14 protein-coding genes and 1 pseudogene are annotated in these 15,491 nt (G+C 71.1%); 7 read left to right on the top strand and 8 right to left on the bottom strand.

Going from position 1 to position 15,491, the window contains the following annotated elements:
• Window positions 1–28: 28 nt before the first annotated feature.
• Entirely contained in the window at window positions 29–805 is a 777-nt protein-coding gene (locus tag ACIBW9_RS12690; protein WP_398954145.1) for an Fpg/Nei family DNA glycosylase, read from the top strand.
• Here ACIBW9_RS12690 and ACIBW9_RS12685 read toward each other — a convergent pair.
• Window positions 799–1,272, bottom strand: coding sequence for a hypothetical protein (locus ACIBW9_RS12685; RefSeq protein WP_398954143.1), 474 nt, complete (start codon window positions 1,270–1,272; stop codon window positions 799–801). The genes ACIBW9_RS12690 and ACIBW9_RS12685 overlap by 7 nt on opposite strands.
• Before the next feature lie 93 nt (window positions 1,273–1,365).
• On the opposite strand from ACIBW9_RS12685, the gene ACIBW9_RS12680 reads away from it, so the two are divergent.
• Both ACIBW9_RS12680 and ACIBW9_RS12675 read left to right on the top strand, forming a co-directional pair.
• Window positions 1,366–2,412 (top strand): helix-turn-helix transcriptional regulator, encoded by a 1,047-nt coding sequence (locus ACIBW9_RS12680; RefSeq protein ID WP_398954141.1) that lies wholly within the window; start codon window positions 1,366–1,368, stop codon window positions 2,410–2,412.
• Window positions 2,413–2,582: 170 nt separating this feature from the next.
• Window positions 2,583–4,112 (top strand): cytochrome bc complex cytochrome b subunit, encoded by a 1,530-nt coding sequence (locus tag ACIBW9_RS12675; RefSeq protein WP_398954139.1) that lies wholly within the window; start codon window positions 2,583–2,585, stop codon window positions 4,110–4,112.
• On the opposite strand, the gene ACIBW9_RS12670 is transcribed toward ACIBW9_RS12675, so the two are convergent.
• The 7 genes and pseudogenes from ACIBW9_RS12670 to ACIBW9_RS12640 form a co-directional block, all read right to left on the bottom strand.
• Entirely contained in the window at window positions 4,030–4,434 is a 405-nt protein-coding gene (locus ACIBW9_RS12670; protein WP_398954137.1) for a cytochrome c oxidase subunit 4, read from the bottom strand. The genes ACIBW9_RS12675 and ACIBW9_RS12670 overlap by 83 nt on opposite strands.
• Window positions 4,431–6,110, bottom strand: coding sequence for a cytochrome c oxidase subunit I (gene ctaD / locus ACIBW9_RS12665; RefSeq protein ID WP_398954135.1), 1,680 nt, complete (start codon window positions 6,108–6,110; stop codon window positions 4,431–4,433). The genes ACIBW9_RS12670 and ctaD overlap by 4 nt, the downstream gene beginning before the upstream one ends.
• Window positions 6,111–6,261: 151 nt before the next feature.
• A pseudogene (locus ACIBW9_RS12660) lies at window positions 6,262–6,779 on the bottom strand (Ppx/GppA family phosphatase); the annotation flags it as partial.
• Complete coding sequence (locus ACIBW9_RS12655) at window positions 6,733–7,788, bottom strand: iron-containing redox enzyme family protein (RefSeq protein WP_398954133.1); 1,056 nt, start codon at window positions 7,786–7,788, stop codon at window positions 6,733–6,735. The pseudogene ACIBW9_RS12660 and the gene ACIBW9_RS12655, both read right to left, overlap by 47 nt.
• The gene (locus ACIBW9_RS12650) at window positions 7,785–8,006 is read right to left on the bottom strand and encodes a CDGSH iron-sulfur domain-containing protein (protein WP_398954131.1); all 222 of its coding nucleotides are present in this window, start codon (window positions 8,004–8,006) and stop codon (window positions 7,785–7,787) included. The genes ACIBW9_RS12655 and ACIBW9_RS12650 overlap by 4 nt, the downstream gene beginning before the upstream one ends.
• Window positions 7,990–8,667: a HemK2/MTQ2 family protein methyltransferase gene (locus tag ACIBW9_RS12645; protein WP_398954128.1), complete on the bottom strand. Its 678-nt coding sequence runs from the start codon at window positions 8,665–8,667 to the stop codon at window positions 7,990–7,992. The genes ACIBW9_RS12650 and ACIBW9_RS12645 overlap by 17 nt, the downstream gene beginning before the upstream one ends.
• 448 nt (window positions 8,668–9,115) lie before the next feature.
• A complete protein-coding gene (locus ACIBW9_RS12640) occupies window positions 9,116–10,891 on the bottom strand; it encodes a cellulose-binding protein (RefSeq protein ID WP_398954126.1) in 1,776 nt (591 codons plus the stop codon).
• A gap of 241 nt (window positions 10,892–11,132) precedes the next feature.
• Here ACIBW9_RS12640 and ACIBW9_RS12635 point away from each other — a divergent pair, with 241 nt between their 5' ends.
• The 4 genes from ACIBW9_RS12635 to ACIBW9_RS12620 all read left to right on the top strand — a co-directional run bounded on the left by ACIBW9_RS12635 (window position 11,133) and on the right by ACIBW9_RS12620 (window position 15,456).
• Complete coding sequence (locus tag ACIBW9_RS12635) at window positions 11,133–11,291, top strand: hypothetical protein (RefSeq protein WP_398954124.1); 159 nt, start codon at window positions 11,133–11,135, stop codon at window positions 11,289–11,291.
• A gap of 146 nt (window positions 11,292–11,437) precedes the next feature.
• Window positions 11,438–11,968 (top strand): SigE family RNA polymerase sigma factor, encoded by a 531-nt coding sequence (locus ACIBW9_RS12630; RefSeq protein ID WP_398954123.1) that lies wholly within the window; start codon window positions 11,438–11,440, stop codon window positions 11,966–11,968.
• Window positions 11,965–12,747 carry a hypothetical protein gene (locus ACIBW9_RS12625; RefSeq protein WP_398954121.1) on the top strand — a complete coding sequence of 261 codons (783 nt, stop codon included), beginning with the start codon at window positions 11,965–11,967 and terminating at the stop codon, window positions 12,745–12,747. Before ACIBW9_RS12630 ends, ACIBW9_RS12625 begins: the two co-directional genes overlap by 4 nt.
• A gap of 267 nt (window positions 12,748–13,014) precedes the next feature.
• The gene (locus ACIBW9_RS12620; protein ID WP_398954119.1) at window positions 13,015–15,456 is read left to right on the top strand and encodes a non-reducing end alpha-L-arabinofuranosidase family hydrolase; all 2,442 of its coding nucleotides are present in this window, start codon (window positions 13,015–13,017) and stop codon (window positions 15,454–15,456) included.
• Window positions 15,457–15,491 lie beyond the last annotated feature (35 nt).

Below are 15,491 nucleotides of genomic sequence, written 5' to 3'. Positions count from 1 at the left end.
GGAGCCTCCCGAGGCGAGGTGAGCGGTCATGCCCGAACTGCCGGACGTCGAGGGATTCCGGGAGGTCTTCCTGTCCTGCGCGAAGGGGAGGGTGATCCGGCACGTCGAGGTCCGTGACGCGGGCGTGCTGCACGGGGTGAGCGCGCGGCGGCTGCGGGAGGCGCTGGAGGGCCGGCGCTTCACCGGTGCGCAGCGCCACGGGAAGTGGCTGCTCGCCCGCACCGGCGGCCCCACCGTCGGGCTCCACTTCGGCATGACGGGCCTGCTGGTCTGCGCCCGCCCCGACGAGGAGGCCGCGCCCCACGACCGCGTCCTGTTCACGATGGGCGCCGACCGCCAGCTCCGCTACCGCGACCAGCGCAAGCTCCAGGGGCTGTGGCTGGCCGAGGACGAATCCGCCGTCGAGCGGCTGCTGGCCCGCCAGGGCCCGGACGCGCTGGCCGTGGACCGCGAGCGGTTCGAGGCCGCGCTCAGCACCCGCCGCGGCACGGTCAAGACCGTCCTCACCGACCAGTCCGTCGTCGCCGGCCTGGGCAACCTGCTGGCCGACGAGATCCTCTGGCGGGCGAGAGTGCGTCCCGGCGCCCACGCCAACGACCTCACCGAGGAGGACCGCCACCGCCTCTACACCCAGATGCGCCGCACCCTGCGCTCAGCGGTCCCGACGGGCCGCGTCCCACCCCGCGACTCCTGGCTCACCGGCCACCGCGACACCCCGTCCCCACACTGCCCCCGCTGCGGCGAACCGCTGCGCCGCTCCCGTCTGGGGGGCCGTACGACGGTGTGGTGCGCGAAGTGTCAGTAACTCATGCAGAGGCCGTCGTTCGGGCAGAAGATGACGTAGACCGGGTTGTAGCCGGAGGCCACCTTCAGGCGGGCCGGGTCGGGGCCGATGTTGAGGTAGGAGTCCGGATCGGGCGTGGCGGTGAAGGTGACCGTCGTGCCGACCGGGAAGACCGCGTCGCACGGGCCGGTCTCGGTCGGTCCCTGCGGATTGTCGGCGTAGGGGTCCCACGACGTGATGTGGCAGTTGATCCCGGCCGGACTGCTGGTGAGGCGTCCGCCGCCCCATCCGTCGCCTATCCACGCGTAGACATGACCCGTCTGGGTCTGGGCGGGCGCTGCGTGAACCGGGGCGGCCGTGGCGAGGGCGGCCGCGGAGGCCAGCGCGGAGGCGACCATGAGCGCACGCCAGGAGGATCTGGCTCTGTGCCGGCGCCGGGAGGTCGCGACGGGGTCGGCCGTCGCACGGGGGTCTGGGTTGCTGGTCATCGAGGGCTCCTGTTCCGATCCCTCCATCGTGGACGGCGTCCGGGCGCCCAGCCCATCCCAGAAATGTGGGGAATTGCGTCGTACGCTCGAAACATGGCGGTTCCTGTCGCCTACGCGCGGTCGCACGAGCGTGTCGTCCGCCTCTGCGAGGCCGGTGGCGACTCCCGGGAGCTGCGTGTGCGGCTCCTGGACGAACTGCGTACCGCCACCGGCTTCGACGCATACGCCTTCCTGCTCACCGACCCCGAGACCGCCGTGGGCAGCTCACCGGTGGCCGACGTGCCGTGTCTGCCGGAACTGCCGAGGATGACCCGCCTCAAGTACCTGAGCGCGATCGGCCGCTGGACGGCACTCGACGGCATCGCCCTGCTCAGCGAGCTCCCCGACCGCTCCGGCAGCCTGCTGTGGCGGGAGCTGCTGCACGGCTACGGCGTGCGGGACATCGCCTCGATGGTGTTCCGGGACCGCTTCGGCTGCTGGGGCTTCCTCGACCTGTACCGCTACGACGGCGGTTTCAGCGCCGCGGAGGCCGAGTACCTGGCCCGCCTCACCGCCCCCGTGACCGCGGCCCTGCGCCGCAGCCAGGCGGAGACCTTCGTGGTGAGACCGTCCGGGGCGCCGCGCCCGGGCCCGCTGGTGCTGCTGCTCTCCCCCGACCTGCGGGTGCTCGCCCGGACCCCGGAGACGTACGCCTATCTGAGCCTGCTGGTGCCGCCCGAGCACGCTCGCCCGGAGGTGCCCGCGAGCGCCTACGACGTCGCCGCCCAGCTGCTGGCCGTGGAGGCCGGGGTCGACGCGCACCCGCCGCGCTCACGGGTCCACCTGGCGGACGGCCTGTGGCTGACCCTGAGCGCCGCCCGGATCGGCGACGCGGCACCACCCGCCCGGCGGCGGGCCATCGCCGTCACCATCGAGGAGACCTCACCGGCCGAGCGGCTCACCGTGTTCGCCAGGGCCCACGCGCTGAGCCCCAGGGAGAGCGTCCTGCTCGGCCACCTGGCGAAGGGCGGCGACAGCCACGAGCTGGCCGACCGGATGTCCCTCTCGGAGCACACCGTCCAGGACCACCTCAAGTCGATCTTCGCCAAGACGTCCACCAACAACCGCGGCATGCTGCTCGCCCGCGCTCTGGGGGCCTGAGCGTCAGCCGATCGGGTGTGGCACCTCCGGCGCACGAGTGTTTCGTGGCCGAGGGGTACTCGCCGCTTGCGCTCCGGGCAACAGATGCCGGGAGCAGGCGGCGTCGAAGGGAGAGCGGCCGTGAGGTGGGTGCCGTACGAGGAAGCCGTCGGCCGCGCCGTGGGCCCGTCGTGACGGCGTCCGGGCCGGCTCGCCCGTCCCACCCCGGGGAGCGGCTGGCGGACGCGGTGGACGCCCGGCTGCCCGTGTACGACGGGGGCGGCAAGCTGTTGCGCAAGGCGTTCCCGGACCACTGGTCGTTCCTGCTGGGCGAGCTGGCGCTCTACAGCCTCCTCGTCCTGGTGCTGAGCGGGGTGTGGCTGACCCTGTTCTTCAAGCCGGAGATGCGGGAGGTCGTCTACGACGGGTCGTACACCCCGCTGCGGGGCGTGCGCATGTCGCAGGCCTTCGACTCCACCCTGCACATCAGTTTCGACGTGCGGGGCGGCCTGCTGATCCGTCAGCTGCACCACTGGGCCGCCCTGGTGTTCGTCTCCGCGATCGGTCTCCATCTGCTGCGGATCTTCTTCACCGGGGCCTTCCGCAGGCCGCGGGAGCTGAACTGGGTCATCGGCGTCACCCTGTTCATGCTCGCCCTGGCGGAGGGCTTCGCCGGCTACTCGCTGCCGGACGACCTGCTCTCGGGCACCGGACTGCGCATCGCCCAGGGGATCATGATGTCGATCCCCGTGGTGGGGACGTACATCGCCTTCTTCGTCTTCGGAGCCCAGTACCCGGGCCACGACGTCATCCCGCGGTTGTACGGCCTGCATGTGCTGTTGCTGCCGGGAGCGCTGATCGCCCTGGTCACCCTGCATCTGATCCTCGTCTTCCACCTCAAGCACACCCAGTGGCGCGGCCCGGGCCGCACCAACGCGAACGCCGTCGGAAAGCCCCTCTACCCGCAGTTCACGGCCTCGTCCGCCGGGCTGTCCCTGACCGTGTTCGGGGTGCTGGCCGTCCTCTCCGGCGTCGCGCAGATCAACCCCGTCTGGGTGTACGGCCCCTACCGGCCGGACCAGGTGTCGACCGGGTCCCAGCCCGACTCGTACGTCGGCTTCCTGGAGGGCTCGCTACGGCTCGTACCGCCGTGGGAGACGACCGTCGCCGGCCACACGCTGATGTGGAACGTCCTGCTGCCCGCGGTCGTCCTGCCCGCACTGCTCTTCGCCGTCCTGTACGCCTACCCCTTCGTGGAGCAGCGGCTGACCGGCGAGTGGCTCACCGAACAGCACCTGTGCGACCGGCCCCGCGAACGGCCCGTCCGCACCGGCCTCGGCGTCGCGGGCATCACCTTCTACGGCGTCCTGCTGCTGGCCGGCGGCAACGACGTGCTGGCGGCGACCTTCCGCATCTCCGTCAACGCCCTCACCTGGACCCTGCGCATCGCCCTGATCGTGGGCCCGGTGCTCGCCTTCGTGGTCACCCGCGCGCTGTGCCACGCCCTCCTGGAGACGGAACGCGGACGTCTCGCCGAGGGCGAGGAGACCGGCGAGGTGCGGCAGAGCGTGGCCGGGGGCTACGAGAGCGGCCACCGCCCCGTCACCGACTTCCGGCCGGGTGCCCCGCGCGTCCCGCTCAGTCCTGTGGACCGGCACCCCGGTCCACGTACTGGAACACGAGACCGAGAACACCCCGGCTCAGCACGCCGAAGCCGATGAGGAACAGCCACAGGCCGTAGACCACGCCGGTCGCCGTGACCGCGAAACCGAGCGCGGTGACGATCGGCCAGGGGCTGTGCGGCGGGAAGAACTCCAGCGGCCCGGCGGCGTCGGCGACCTCGGCGTCCCCGCGGTCCTGGGGGCGGCGGCCGTGCCGGGCGTACTGCACGGCGCAGAAGAACGACACCAGAGCGGCCATCGCGAACGCCACGACGAGCGCCGCGGTGCCGGCCGGGTCCCCGTGGGACCACACGCCGTAGAGCGCCGCGGAGCCGCCGAAGAAGGCGGCCACGCCACCGAAGAGCACGGCCTCCACCTTCACCGCGGTCCCTCCTGCCTCGTCTGCTGGACGACATCGGGGTGGTGCAGGTCGAAGGCGGGGGACTCCGAGCGCACCCGGGGCAGCGCCGTGAAGTTGTGCCGGGGCGGCGGACAGGAGGTGGCCCATTCCAGGCCCCGCCCGTAGCCCCAGGGGTCGTCCTCCTCGACGGTCCGCCCGTGCCGGGAGGTGTGCCACACGTTGTAGAGGAACGGCAGCGTGGACACGCCGAGCAGGAACGCGCCCGCCGACGACAGGGTGTTGAGCAGGGTGAACCCGTCCGAGGGCAGATAGTCGGCGTACCGGCGCGGCATGCCCGACTCGCCCAGCCAGTGCTGCACCAGGAACGTCAGCTGGAACGCCGGGAACAGCAGCCAGAAGTGCAGCTTGCCCAGGCGTTCGTCGAGCATCTTCCCGGTGATCTTCGGCCACCAGAAGTAGAAGCCCGCGAACATCGCGAAGACCACGGTGCCGAAGAGCACATAGTGCAGATGGGCCACCACGAAGTACGAGTCGGTGACGTGGAAGTCGAGCGGCGGCGAGGCCAGCAGCACCCCGCTGAGCCCGCCCAGCAGGAACGACACCAGGAATCCGAGCGACCACAGCATCGGCGTCTCGAAGGACACCGAGCCGTGCACCATCGTCCCGATCCATGCGAAGAACTTGATGCCCGTGGGCACCGCGATCAGGAACGACATCACGGAGAAGAACGGCAGCAGCACGGCGCCGGTGGCGAACATGTGGTGCGCCCACACCACCGCCGACAGCATGGTGATGGTGGTCGTCGCCCCGATCATCGGCAGATAGCCGAAGAGCGGCTTGCGCGAGAACACCGGGATGATCTCCGAGATGATCCCGAAGAACGGCAGCGCGACGATGTAGACCTCGGGATGCCCGAAGAACCAGAACAGGTGCTGCCACAGCAGGGCGCCGCCGTTGGTGGCGTCGAAGACGTGCGAGCCGAACTTCCGGTCGCACTCCAGGGCCAGCAGCGCGGCCGTGAGCACCGGGAACGCGGGCAGCACCAGGATCGACGTGAACAGCACGTTCCAGGTGAACATCGGCATCCGGAACATCGTCATGCCGGGGGCGCGCAGACACAGGATCGTGGTGATGAAGTTGACCGCGCCCAGCGTGGTCGACACCCCGGTGACCACCAGCCCCATCACCCACAGGTCACCGCCCGCGCCGGGCGAGAAGTACGAGCTGTTCAGCGGCGCGTAGGCGAACCAGCCGAAGGCCGCCGCGCCGCCCGGCACCACGAACCCCGCCACCACCATCAGACCGCCGAACAGATACATCCAGTACGACAGCGCGTTGAGCCGGGGGAACGCCACGTCGGGGGCGCCGATCTGCAAGGGCATCACGGCGTTCGCGAACCCGGCGAACATCGGGGTGGCGAACAGCAGCATCATGATCGTGCCGTGGATGGTGAACAGCTGGTTGTACGTGTGCTCGTTCATGAACTGCAGCCCCGGACGGGCCAGTTCGGCCCGCATGCCGAGAGCGAGCAGGCCGGCCAGGAGGAAGAAGCAGAACGAGGTCACCATGTAGAGGCGACCGATCACCTTGTGATCGGTCGTCGAGGCCCAGGCGAGCAGCGTGCGCCCCAGCGGGACGGCGGCGCCGCGAGACGCTCGCCCCGCGCCTTCCTCGAGGCGTTGCGACGCTTCGGTCATGGTTCTCCTCAGCCGTGCCGAGAGCGAGAAGCGCCTCGCGAGTGCCCGCCCCGACCGGCGGGAAACCAGCGACTCCTCTGCGTGACGACGCTACCCACGCCTCGGGCGGCTCGGGGGCTGCCACGCCCGCCGTGCTTCGCACGGGCCTCACGACGGCGGTCTGCGGATGCTCCCAGCGGGTGCGGGCGGAGGCGTCGCGCAGCTGATGGCGCGCCCGGCGGCGCAGGGCGGCCGTCCCGGACGTCCTCGGGGGAGCCGCCGCCGATGTCGAAGAGGGCCAGCGGGCCCGAGCGCCAGCCCATCCAGCGCCGGGCACCCAGGAACGTCAGCCGGGCCTCCACCGCACCCGGCAGCACCCACAGGCCCAGCCCGGTGCGCTCGTGCACCGCCCGCAGCACGTCCGCCCGGTCGGGCGCGTCCCGCACCACGGAGGTGGCGCACACCAGGGGCTCCTGCGCTTCCCACCGCGGCGGCCATCTCCGCCGCCGCGGTCAGGGCCGTGAGCAGCCGCTCGGTGCCCCCCGCTCCGAGGCGTCCGTCATCCCCCACCTGCTCGGACAGGCGCAGCTTCCACTTCGCGGTGTGCACCGGGAGCGGGACTCCCGCCTCCGCGTCGCTGACCTCAAGCCGGACCGTGTTCGAACCGACGTCCAGCACGCTCGGTCTCATGGACCCGGGGTACCCCGCCCCGCCGACGCCAGTCCGCCAGGAGCCTGGCCGCCAGGGCGTCCTCCAGGAAACCGGTCGTACGGATCCCGAAGACCACATCGCCCTCCAGGCCCGGATCGCTCTCCAGCAGCCCGCCGACGACGTCCTGCCGTACGACCTGTTCGTGCACGGCGTCCGCTTCGACGTGCTCGGTGTAGAACCGCACGGCCGCCGGTCCTGCCCCGGCCCGGCGCATCGCCTCGGCGAGGCGGCGCGAGGCCGGGGAGGAGGTCACCTCGACGGCGGCGAAGTGCCCGACGAGAGCGCCGCGCAGCGCCCGGTGCAGACCGAACAGCGACATCAGATTGACGGTGGCGAGCGCCTCGGCGGGGGCGGCGTCGACATAGTGCCCGTACGCCGTCTCCAGCCCGAGGTCCGCCATCAGGTCGGCGTACAGCTGCGCATGGATCTCGTCCGCGCGGCCCGCACCGAACTCGTCGAACTCGACCGCGACCATCGCCGCCTTGGCCCGGCCGTGCAGCCGGGGGATGACCCAGGCGTGCGGATCCGCCTCCTTGAGGTGGTAGAGCGAGCGCAGGGCCGCATAGTCCCGCAGATGGCCGAGATCGCCTTCGTCGCGCAGGAAGTGCGAGACGCTGCCCGTGGAGTCCACCGGCTCGACCTGCAGTTCGTCCAGCGCCTGCCGGGCCGTGTCGGTGCCGTCCACCGGAACGTCCGCGCGCAGTGCGCCGAGGAAGCGGTCCTCGATCGCGGCCCGGCAGGCCAGCATCCCGCTGTCCCACTCGAGCCCGTCGGGCACGCCCTGGAAGCCCTCGTAGTGCAGCTCGTAGAGGACGTACAGGGCGAGCTGCAGGTCCTCGCCGTACGGCGCACAGTCCGCCGGAGCGGGAATGCTCTCGGGGGCCGAGCCCCGCAGCAGTGCCAGCACGGCGGCGGAGAGCGGACCACGGGGTTCGGGCAGGGGCGGTGGCCGGTGCCGCGACTGCTCCCGGGGGCGGGCCGCGCTCATTCGGGACCGCCTTCGCAGGGGCGCCCGCCGCGGCGGCGGTGGCTGGTGTCGCACCAGGGGAAGGTACGGCTGCGGCGGCAGGTGCAGACGGCCACGGTGAAGCGCCGGGAGACCGTCACCTCGCCGTTCTCGTCCACCACTTCGACCGGTCCCTCGATGAGCAGGGGCCCGTCGCGCTGCACGCGAATCCGGCGGGGCCGGTCAGCTGTGTTCGGCACGGATCACCACCAGCTCCTCCGTCGTACCGTCGTCCGTCAGCCCCCGCTCGCGCAGCCAGCCGAGCCGTGAACGCAGCACGCGGCCGAACGGCAGCAGGGTCCGGTCGACGACCTCGGCCCGCAGACCGGCGCCCTCGAGGCGGGCCAGCGTGGCGTCGATGCCGCACAGATGCGAGTGCACGAGCAGCAGCGCGCCCGTCGGCCGCAGGAAGGTCGTCGCGCTGTCACAGATGCGGTCGATCAGCAGCCGGCCGTCCGGACCGGCGTCCCAGGACCGGGCGGCACCCACGGGTGGCGTCTCGTCCTGGGCGGGCACATACGGCGGGTTGGCGACCACGAGGTCGAAGCGGCGGCCCGGCACGGCCGAGGCGAGGTCGCCGTGGCGCACCCGCAGGTTCTGGCCGTTCAGCAGGGCGTTGAACCAGGTGGTCGCGACCGCCCGCCAGGAGATGTCGACCGCGGTGACCCGGCCGCCGAGCCGCGCCGCCTCCACCGCGAGCACTCCGGTTCCCGTGCCCAGGTCCAGCACGTCCGTACGTTCCGTGATCGCCTCGCGGTACAACGCCCGCCGCAGCAGCCGGGTGTCGGTCTGCGGGGCGTAGACACCCCGCGGGACCCAGCAGCGGATCGGGGCGGTGACGATCGAACGGCTTGTGGTCAAAGATGTCTCCACGGGCCGGTGCCTTCCGCCTAGAGCGAGCGCCACCGAGGGGAACCGGCAGCGTCCCACGGGTACCCCCTGGCGACAGACGTAACGACCTGCCGAGGGGCCTCCGTGCGCTGGACGGATTGATCACCCGCCGGATCGGACTCCCTGATCAACCGCCCGCCCCCGAGATTCGGTTGTGCCTGGGCCCCACCGGACAGAAAGGGCTCGTGCGCGAGCCGCTGGACGGGTCCCGCCGCCGGGTCCACCGGTCTCTCGGGCCGCCCCATGAGGCGTACCTCCGTAGGTGCGGTACAGGACATCCTGACATTGGAATGACGACCCTACGGATAGCCGGATGACATCCAGGTCGCCCCCGAGAGGCGAGCAGGTGACCGCGGCCGGACGGCCGGGGCCTGGAGGCCCGGGCCGACTCAGCCGAGGACGAGTAAGAGACAGGGATTCACCTGGCGTGCGAACCCCTGCCGCGGCGCATGCGAAGTACCAGCACCGAACCGGCGGCGAGGGCCAGCAGGCCGCCGAGGGCGCTGTACGTGACGGCGTTGCCCATGCCGGTGGAAGCCAGGTCACCGGCCGTGTCGCTCCGGTCCGGCCGGCTGAAGGCTACGCCCGCTGCCGAGGCCTGGGCCCGGGTGCCGATCGTGCCCGAGGCGGGGGTGACCTTCGCAGCGGCGGCCGGCGTGGGTGCGGGAGACGGGGCCTGGGCGCGGGAGGCCGCCGACGCGGGCCTCAGCTGGAGAGTCGTGATCGAGTACGGGGGCAGCGTCTGTGCGGCCGCCGTTCCCCGCCTCGCCGTGACGAGGCCGGTGCCGCCCTTGGTGTACGAAACGGTCCTGACCGTGCCCCGGGCGGGGGTGTATCCGGTGTACGAGAGCGACACCTGTGCCGCGTTCTGCTGGTTCTTGTTGATCAGCATGACGTTCAGGCCGCCGTTGCCGGTGCGTACCGCGTGCACGGCGACCGACGGGCCCGCCGAGGACGCCTTGACCATGGTGTCGCCGGGCCGCGCGAGTGTGGTCAGCGAGCGAATGCCCCAGTAGGTGGAGAAGGGCGTCTCGCGGGCCGGTTCGCAGGTCCCGCCGGAGCAGGATCCGACGGAGAGCACACCGCCGTCCTGGTAGTCGGTCTCGCCGTGGACGGTGGTGGGCTTGCCCGGCCCGTTGTGCAGGTCCCACCAGTCGACGCTGACGGCCCCCTGCTCGAGCCAGTTCATGTACGTGTCCGGCGCGAACAGCGCCGCGGCCTGGCTGGTCTGGGACGGCGACTGGGCGCTGGAGGTCTCAGTGACCGCGATCTTCACCGACGCGGCATGCGAGCCTGCGTATTTGTTGATCAGCGAGCGCGCCGCGGAGGTGATTCCGGCGATCTTCGCGGGGGAGTTCAGCAGGTCCGCCGTGCTGGAACCGCCCGGGTACCAGTGGATGATCACGAAGTCGACCGACTTGCCGGCGATGGAGAGCACCGTGTTGTTCCAGTCGGTGGCGTCGCCGGAAGCCTTCACCCCGTCGGGCCAGGAGCCCGGCGTGTTGAGCACCGCCCCGATCCTCACCTTCGGGTCCACGGCCTTCATCGCCTTCGCGTAGGCGAGGAGGTTGTTCGCGTACTCCCTCGGGCTTTTGTCGGCGTGGTTGTCGACCTCCCATTTGCTGCCGTAGTACCCGTTGCCGGAGACCTCGTTGCCGATCTCCCAGTACTTGATGCCGTAGCCCTTGTCGACGTTGGCGTACTTGACCCAGTCCGCGGCCTCCTGAGGGCTGCCGGAACCGTAGTTGGCGGTGATGATCGGCTGGGCGCCGACCTTCTTCGCGGTGGCCATGAAGTGGTCGAAGTCGGTGCCCGGCGCGGCCCAGCTGCCGCCGGTCACGGTGTGGGTCTTCCAGTGGTAGGCGTCCGCGACCGAGCCGCCGGGGAAGCGCAGCTGCCGGATCCCGGCCGCCTTCATCAGCGACGCCGCCTTGGCGTCGTTCATGTAGGTGTCGTAGACCGCCGTGTTGAGGCCGACTCCGGTGCTGGGCACCGTGCCCAGCGAGGTGCCGGCGTCGACGGTGACGGCGACGGTCGGCGCCGCGTTCGCGCTGAGCGCCAGGACTCCCGCCCCGCCCCCGGCCAGCAGGGCCGCCACCGTCCCCGCCATGATGCGGCGGCGCGTTCGGCTACGGCGGTGCGTGCGGCCCCGGGGCATCGGCTGCTCGGTGGTCGTCGGGTCGTCAGGTGACACGTTGGGGCTCCCGATCGGAGTGTATGGACACCGGCGGCGTAGCGCCGGTCTGCGCTCGCCGTGGTGGGTGCACCCCTAGGTGGCCGCTCGGGAAGGAAAGGTTGCCGCCGGGTCGGGTGTTCTTCAGGCGCCTTTCGTGCGGTGCACCGGTCGCCGGGAAATGACGTCGGGGCGGCAACCTTCTCGTCTCCTGCGGCAACTGGGAGTCGGAAGGCCGAGCCGAACTACCGAATGGACGGGCATGAGGGCAAAGAAGCACGCCGCGCCGCAACCGTGGCGCAGGCGCCGACTGGGCACGGGTGTTCCCTCGGGGCTGCCGGTCGTCGGTGTGCCGTGCCTGGCCCCGACCGTCCTCACCGGGACGGTGCAGCCGACCGGCCTCCAGGTCGCCGGACATTGACCAGCTCGCCGGTCGGCCTTCACCGGCCCGCAGCCGAGCACGACCGCCGTTCGAATCCCGGGCCGGGCACTGTTAGGCTGCGCCCCCCGTTGTTGTTAAACGCGCAACTAACGCGCACATCATTGCCAGGAGAGGGCGACCGGGGGATGGTCCTCGATGACGCGTCCGCGGAGTTCCACGAATTCTTCGAACGTCACTATGCCGAACTCGCCCGTCTGGCCCACCTCCTGACCGGTGAGGCCGACGCGGCGGACGATCTGGCGGCGGATGCACTGGTCGCCCTGTGGCAGCGCTGGGATCGGCTGCGACAGGCCGACCACCCGCTCGCCTACGCCCGCGGTGTGGTGGCCAACCTGGCGCGGGGACGCATCCGCAGCGCGATGCGCGAACGACTGAGGATCACGCTGTTCTGGTCCCGCAGCCCCGAGAAGGTGGAGGGGCCGGACACGGCGGCCGTACTGGACGTCCGCGCGGCGCTCGCCCGGCTGCCGTTCCGCAAGCGGGCCTGTGTGGTGCTGCGGCACGCCTTCGACCTGTCGGAGAAGGACACCGCGGAGGCGCTGGGCATCTCGGTCGGAACGGTGAAGAGCCAGACCTCGAAGGGCATGGCCGAGCTGGAAAGGATACTGGGCGCGCGAGCGGCCGGGGACCTGGTGGCAGGGAGGAGGAAGCGGTGAACGAGGAGATCGCCCGTCGGCTGCGCGAGGCCGCCGAGGCCCACCGGCCCGACCGCGCGAGGATGCTGGCCCGGGTGGAGCGCGGCATGGCCGGCCCCGCCGTCCGTCACCGCGCGCGGCCGTTCGCGAGGTCCGGGACCAGGGTCGCGCTCGCCGGGCTCGCCGCCGCCGGCATCCTCGCGACCGGCGGCCTCGCGGTCGCCGCCATCGTCACGCACTCGTCGCCGTCGGCCACCGTGACCACACCGGCCACCCCGTCCCCGGACGCCACCTCCCGGCCACCGGCGTCGACCCGCCCCACCCCTGTCGCGCCGGCCCCGGTCACCAGCCCGGGCAGCTCGCGCCCGACTCCGTCGGCCGCCGGTCCGTCACCGTCCGCCGGTGAGAGCCAGAACGGTCCGCTGTGGTCGGCCGGCTCGGTGGACCCGAAAAGCACCGTCTACTGGACGCAGAGCAACCTCGTCCTCAAGACGACCCGGCCGCTCACCGCGCTCACGATCGAGATGCGGATCGTGCAGACCGGCGGGGTGAAGAAGACCGGTACCTGGCAGACCCTGCCGAGCGATGACTTCACCATCACCACCCGGGAGGCCGACGGCATGCTGGTCTACCGCTGGGTCCTGAAACCGGGCCTGACCGTGCCGGCCGGGAGCTATGAGGTGGCCGCCCAGTTCAACAACGGCGGCGCGCGAACTGCCGCGGGCGACGCCTACCGCGTCGACGCGCAGGGTCCGGGCGGCTTCGCGTCGGTCCGCGGAGGGTTCCTGCCCACCCGGTGAACGCCGCTGTGCGGCAAGCGGGCGACGCCTCTTGCCGCACCGCTCGACGGTCCAGCAGAGCCCGCTGAGGCGCGCGCACCCACGCGGACCGGGACGGGCCCGTTGTCCACCTGGAAGCCGATCACGGCCGGGTGGGTCGCGTGACGGGCGGAGAGGGCTTCGGTCGGTGATCTGAAAAATCTGCCCTCGATCGCGGCAACCTTTACGTGCGTGGCGGCAACTGCCCGGTAACCGAGGCCGGATCAAGGCCCGTCGTGCCAGAAGGACATGCCGTTGTCAGATCAGAACCGCTCTCATCGCCGCAGACCGGCCACCCGCCGTGTGCTCGCCGCCGCCGTGGTCCTCGCCGCCGCGGGTGCCGCTGTACCGCTGGTCGCTCTGGCCGCACACACGCCGAATGACCGCACGCTGGCCGCGGCGGCCGGCAGCGGCCGCTACTTCGGTACGGCAGTGTCCTCGGGCAGGCTCGGCGACTCGACGTACTCCACGCTTCTCGACCGGGAATTCAACATGATCACCCCGGAGAACGAGATGAAGTGGGACACCATCGAACCGTCCCGCGGCAACTTCAACTTCCGGCCGGCCGACTCGATCGTCGCCCACGCCTCCGCGCACGGGCAGCGGATGCGCGGCCACACCCTGGTGTGGCACTCACAGCTGCCCGCCTGGGTGAAGTCCATCACCGACGCCAACACCCTGCGCAGTGTGATGGACCACCACATCACCACCGAGATGAGCCACTACAAGGGCAAGATCTACGCCTGGGACGTGGTCAACGAGGCCTTCGCCGACGGCGGCAGCGGCCGGCACCGCAGCTCGGTCTTCCAGGACGTGCTCGGCGACGGCTTCATCGAGCAGGCCTTCCGTACCGCCCGCAACGCCGACCCGGCCGCCAAGCTCTGCTACAACGACTACAACATCGAGAACTGGACCGACGCCAAGACACAGGGCGTCTACGCGATGGTCAAGGACTTCAAGTCCCGCGGTGTGCCCATCGACTGCGTCGGCTTCCAGAGCCACTTCGGCGCAGGCGGCCCACCGGCGAGCTTCCAGACCACCCTGTCCAAGTTCGCCGCGCTCGGCGTGGACGTCCAGATCACCGAACTCGACATCGCCCAGGCGTCCGCCACCGCGTACACCGACGCCGTCCAGGCGTGCATGAACGTCGCCCGCTGCACGGGCATCACCGTCTGGGGCATCCGCGACAGCGACTCCTGGCGCACCGGTGAGAACCCGCTGCTGTTCGACGCGGGCGGCAACAAGAAGCCCGCCTACGACGCGGTGCTCACCGCCCTGGGCAGCGGCGGCGGCAGCGGCGGTGGGGGCACGGCGGACGGCGGCCTCACCTCCGGCACCGTCTACACGCTCTCCAACGCGGCCGCCGGACGCGTTCTCGACGAGCCCGCGGGATACAACGGCAACGGCACCCCGCTCCAGGTGTGGGACGCCAGTGGCGCCTCCAACCAGCAGTGGCGGGCCGGCCGCAACAGCGACGGCTCCTACACGCTGACCAATGTCGCCAGCGGCCGGGTGCTGGACGAGCCGGGCAACCGGACGGCCAACGGGACGAGGTTGACGGTCTGGGACGCCAACGGTGGCGCCAACCAGCACTGGCGGGCCCGCCACAACAGCGACGGCTCGTACACCCTGACCAACGTCGCCAGCGGCCGGGCCCTGGAGATACCCGGCGGCCGGACCGCCAACGGCACTCCCGTCCAGATCTGGGACTCGGGCGGCGGCGCCAACCAGCACTGGAACCTCAGGACTTCGACCCTGACAACGCCCGCGCCGACGGGCACCACGTGTGCTCTGCCGTCGACCTACCGGTGGACGTCGACGGATCCGCTGGCGCAGCCGGCGAACGGGTGGGACGCGGTGAAGGACTTCACCACCGTGACGTACAACGGCAAGCACCTGGTCTACGCGTCGAGCGTGTCGGGATCGGGGTACGGCTCGATGATGTTCAAGCCCTTCACGAACTGGTCGGACATGGCGTCGGCCGCCCAGACAGGGATGAGCCAGAAAGCGGTGGCGCCCACGCTGTTCTACTTCGCGCCCAAGAACATCTGGGTGCTGGCCTCCCAGTGGGGCGCGTCGCCCTTCGTCTACCGAACTTCCAGCGACCCCACCGACCCGGGCAGTTGGTCCGCGCCGAAGCCGCTGTTCACCGGCAGCATCCCCGGCTCCAGCACGGGCCCGATCGACCAGACCCTGATCGCCGACGGCCAGAACATGTACCTGTTCTTCGCCGGTGACAACGGCAAGATCTACCGGGCGAGCATGCCGATCGGGAACTTCCCGGGCAGCTTCGGCTCGTCGTACACGACGGTCATGAGCGACTCGGTGAAGAACCTCTTCGAGGCGCCGCAGGTCTACAAGGTGCAGGGCCAGAACCAGTACCTGATGATCGTCGAGGCGCGGGGCGCGAACGAGCAGCGTTTCTTCCGCTCGTTCACGGCCTCCAGCCTGAACGGTTCGTGGACTCCGCAGGCCGCCACCGAGTCCAACCCCTTCGCGGGCAAGGCCAACAGCGGTGCCACCTGGACCGACGACATCAGCCACGGCGACCTGGTCCGCAACAACCCCGACCAGACCATGACCATCGACCCCTGCCACCTCCAGCTCCTCTACCAGGGCAAGTCCCCCACCGCGACCGGCCCCTACGACCGGCTGCCGTGGCGGCCGGGTGTCCTCACCCTGCAGCGCTGACCTGCCCGATCGTGGGCACCTAGGCGGAGGCCCGG

This window comes from Streptomyces sp. NPDC049541, from assembly GCF_044465725.1.
In the GTDB taxonomy this organism is placed as follows: Bacteria; Actinomycetota; Actinomycetes; order Streptomycetales; family Streptomycetaceae; genus Streptomyces.
Note: the sequence above shows the minus strand (reverse complement) of the source record. Positions and strands in the feature narration are given on the sequence as shown.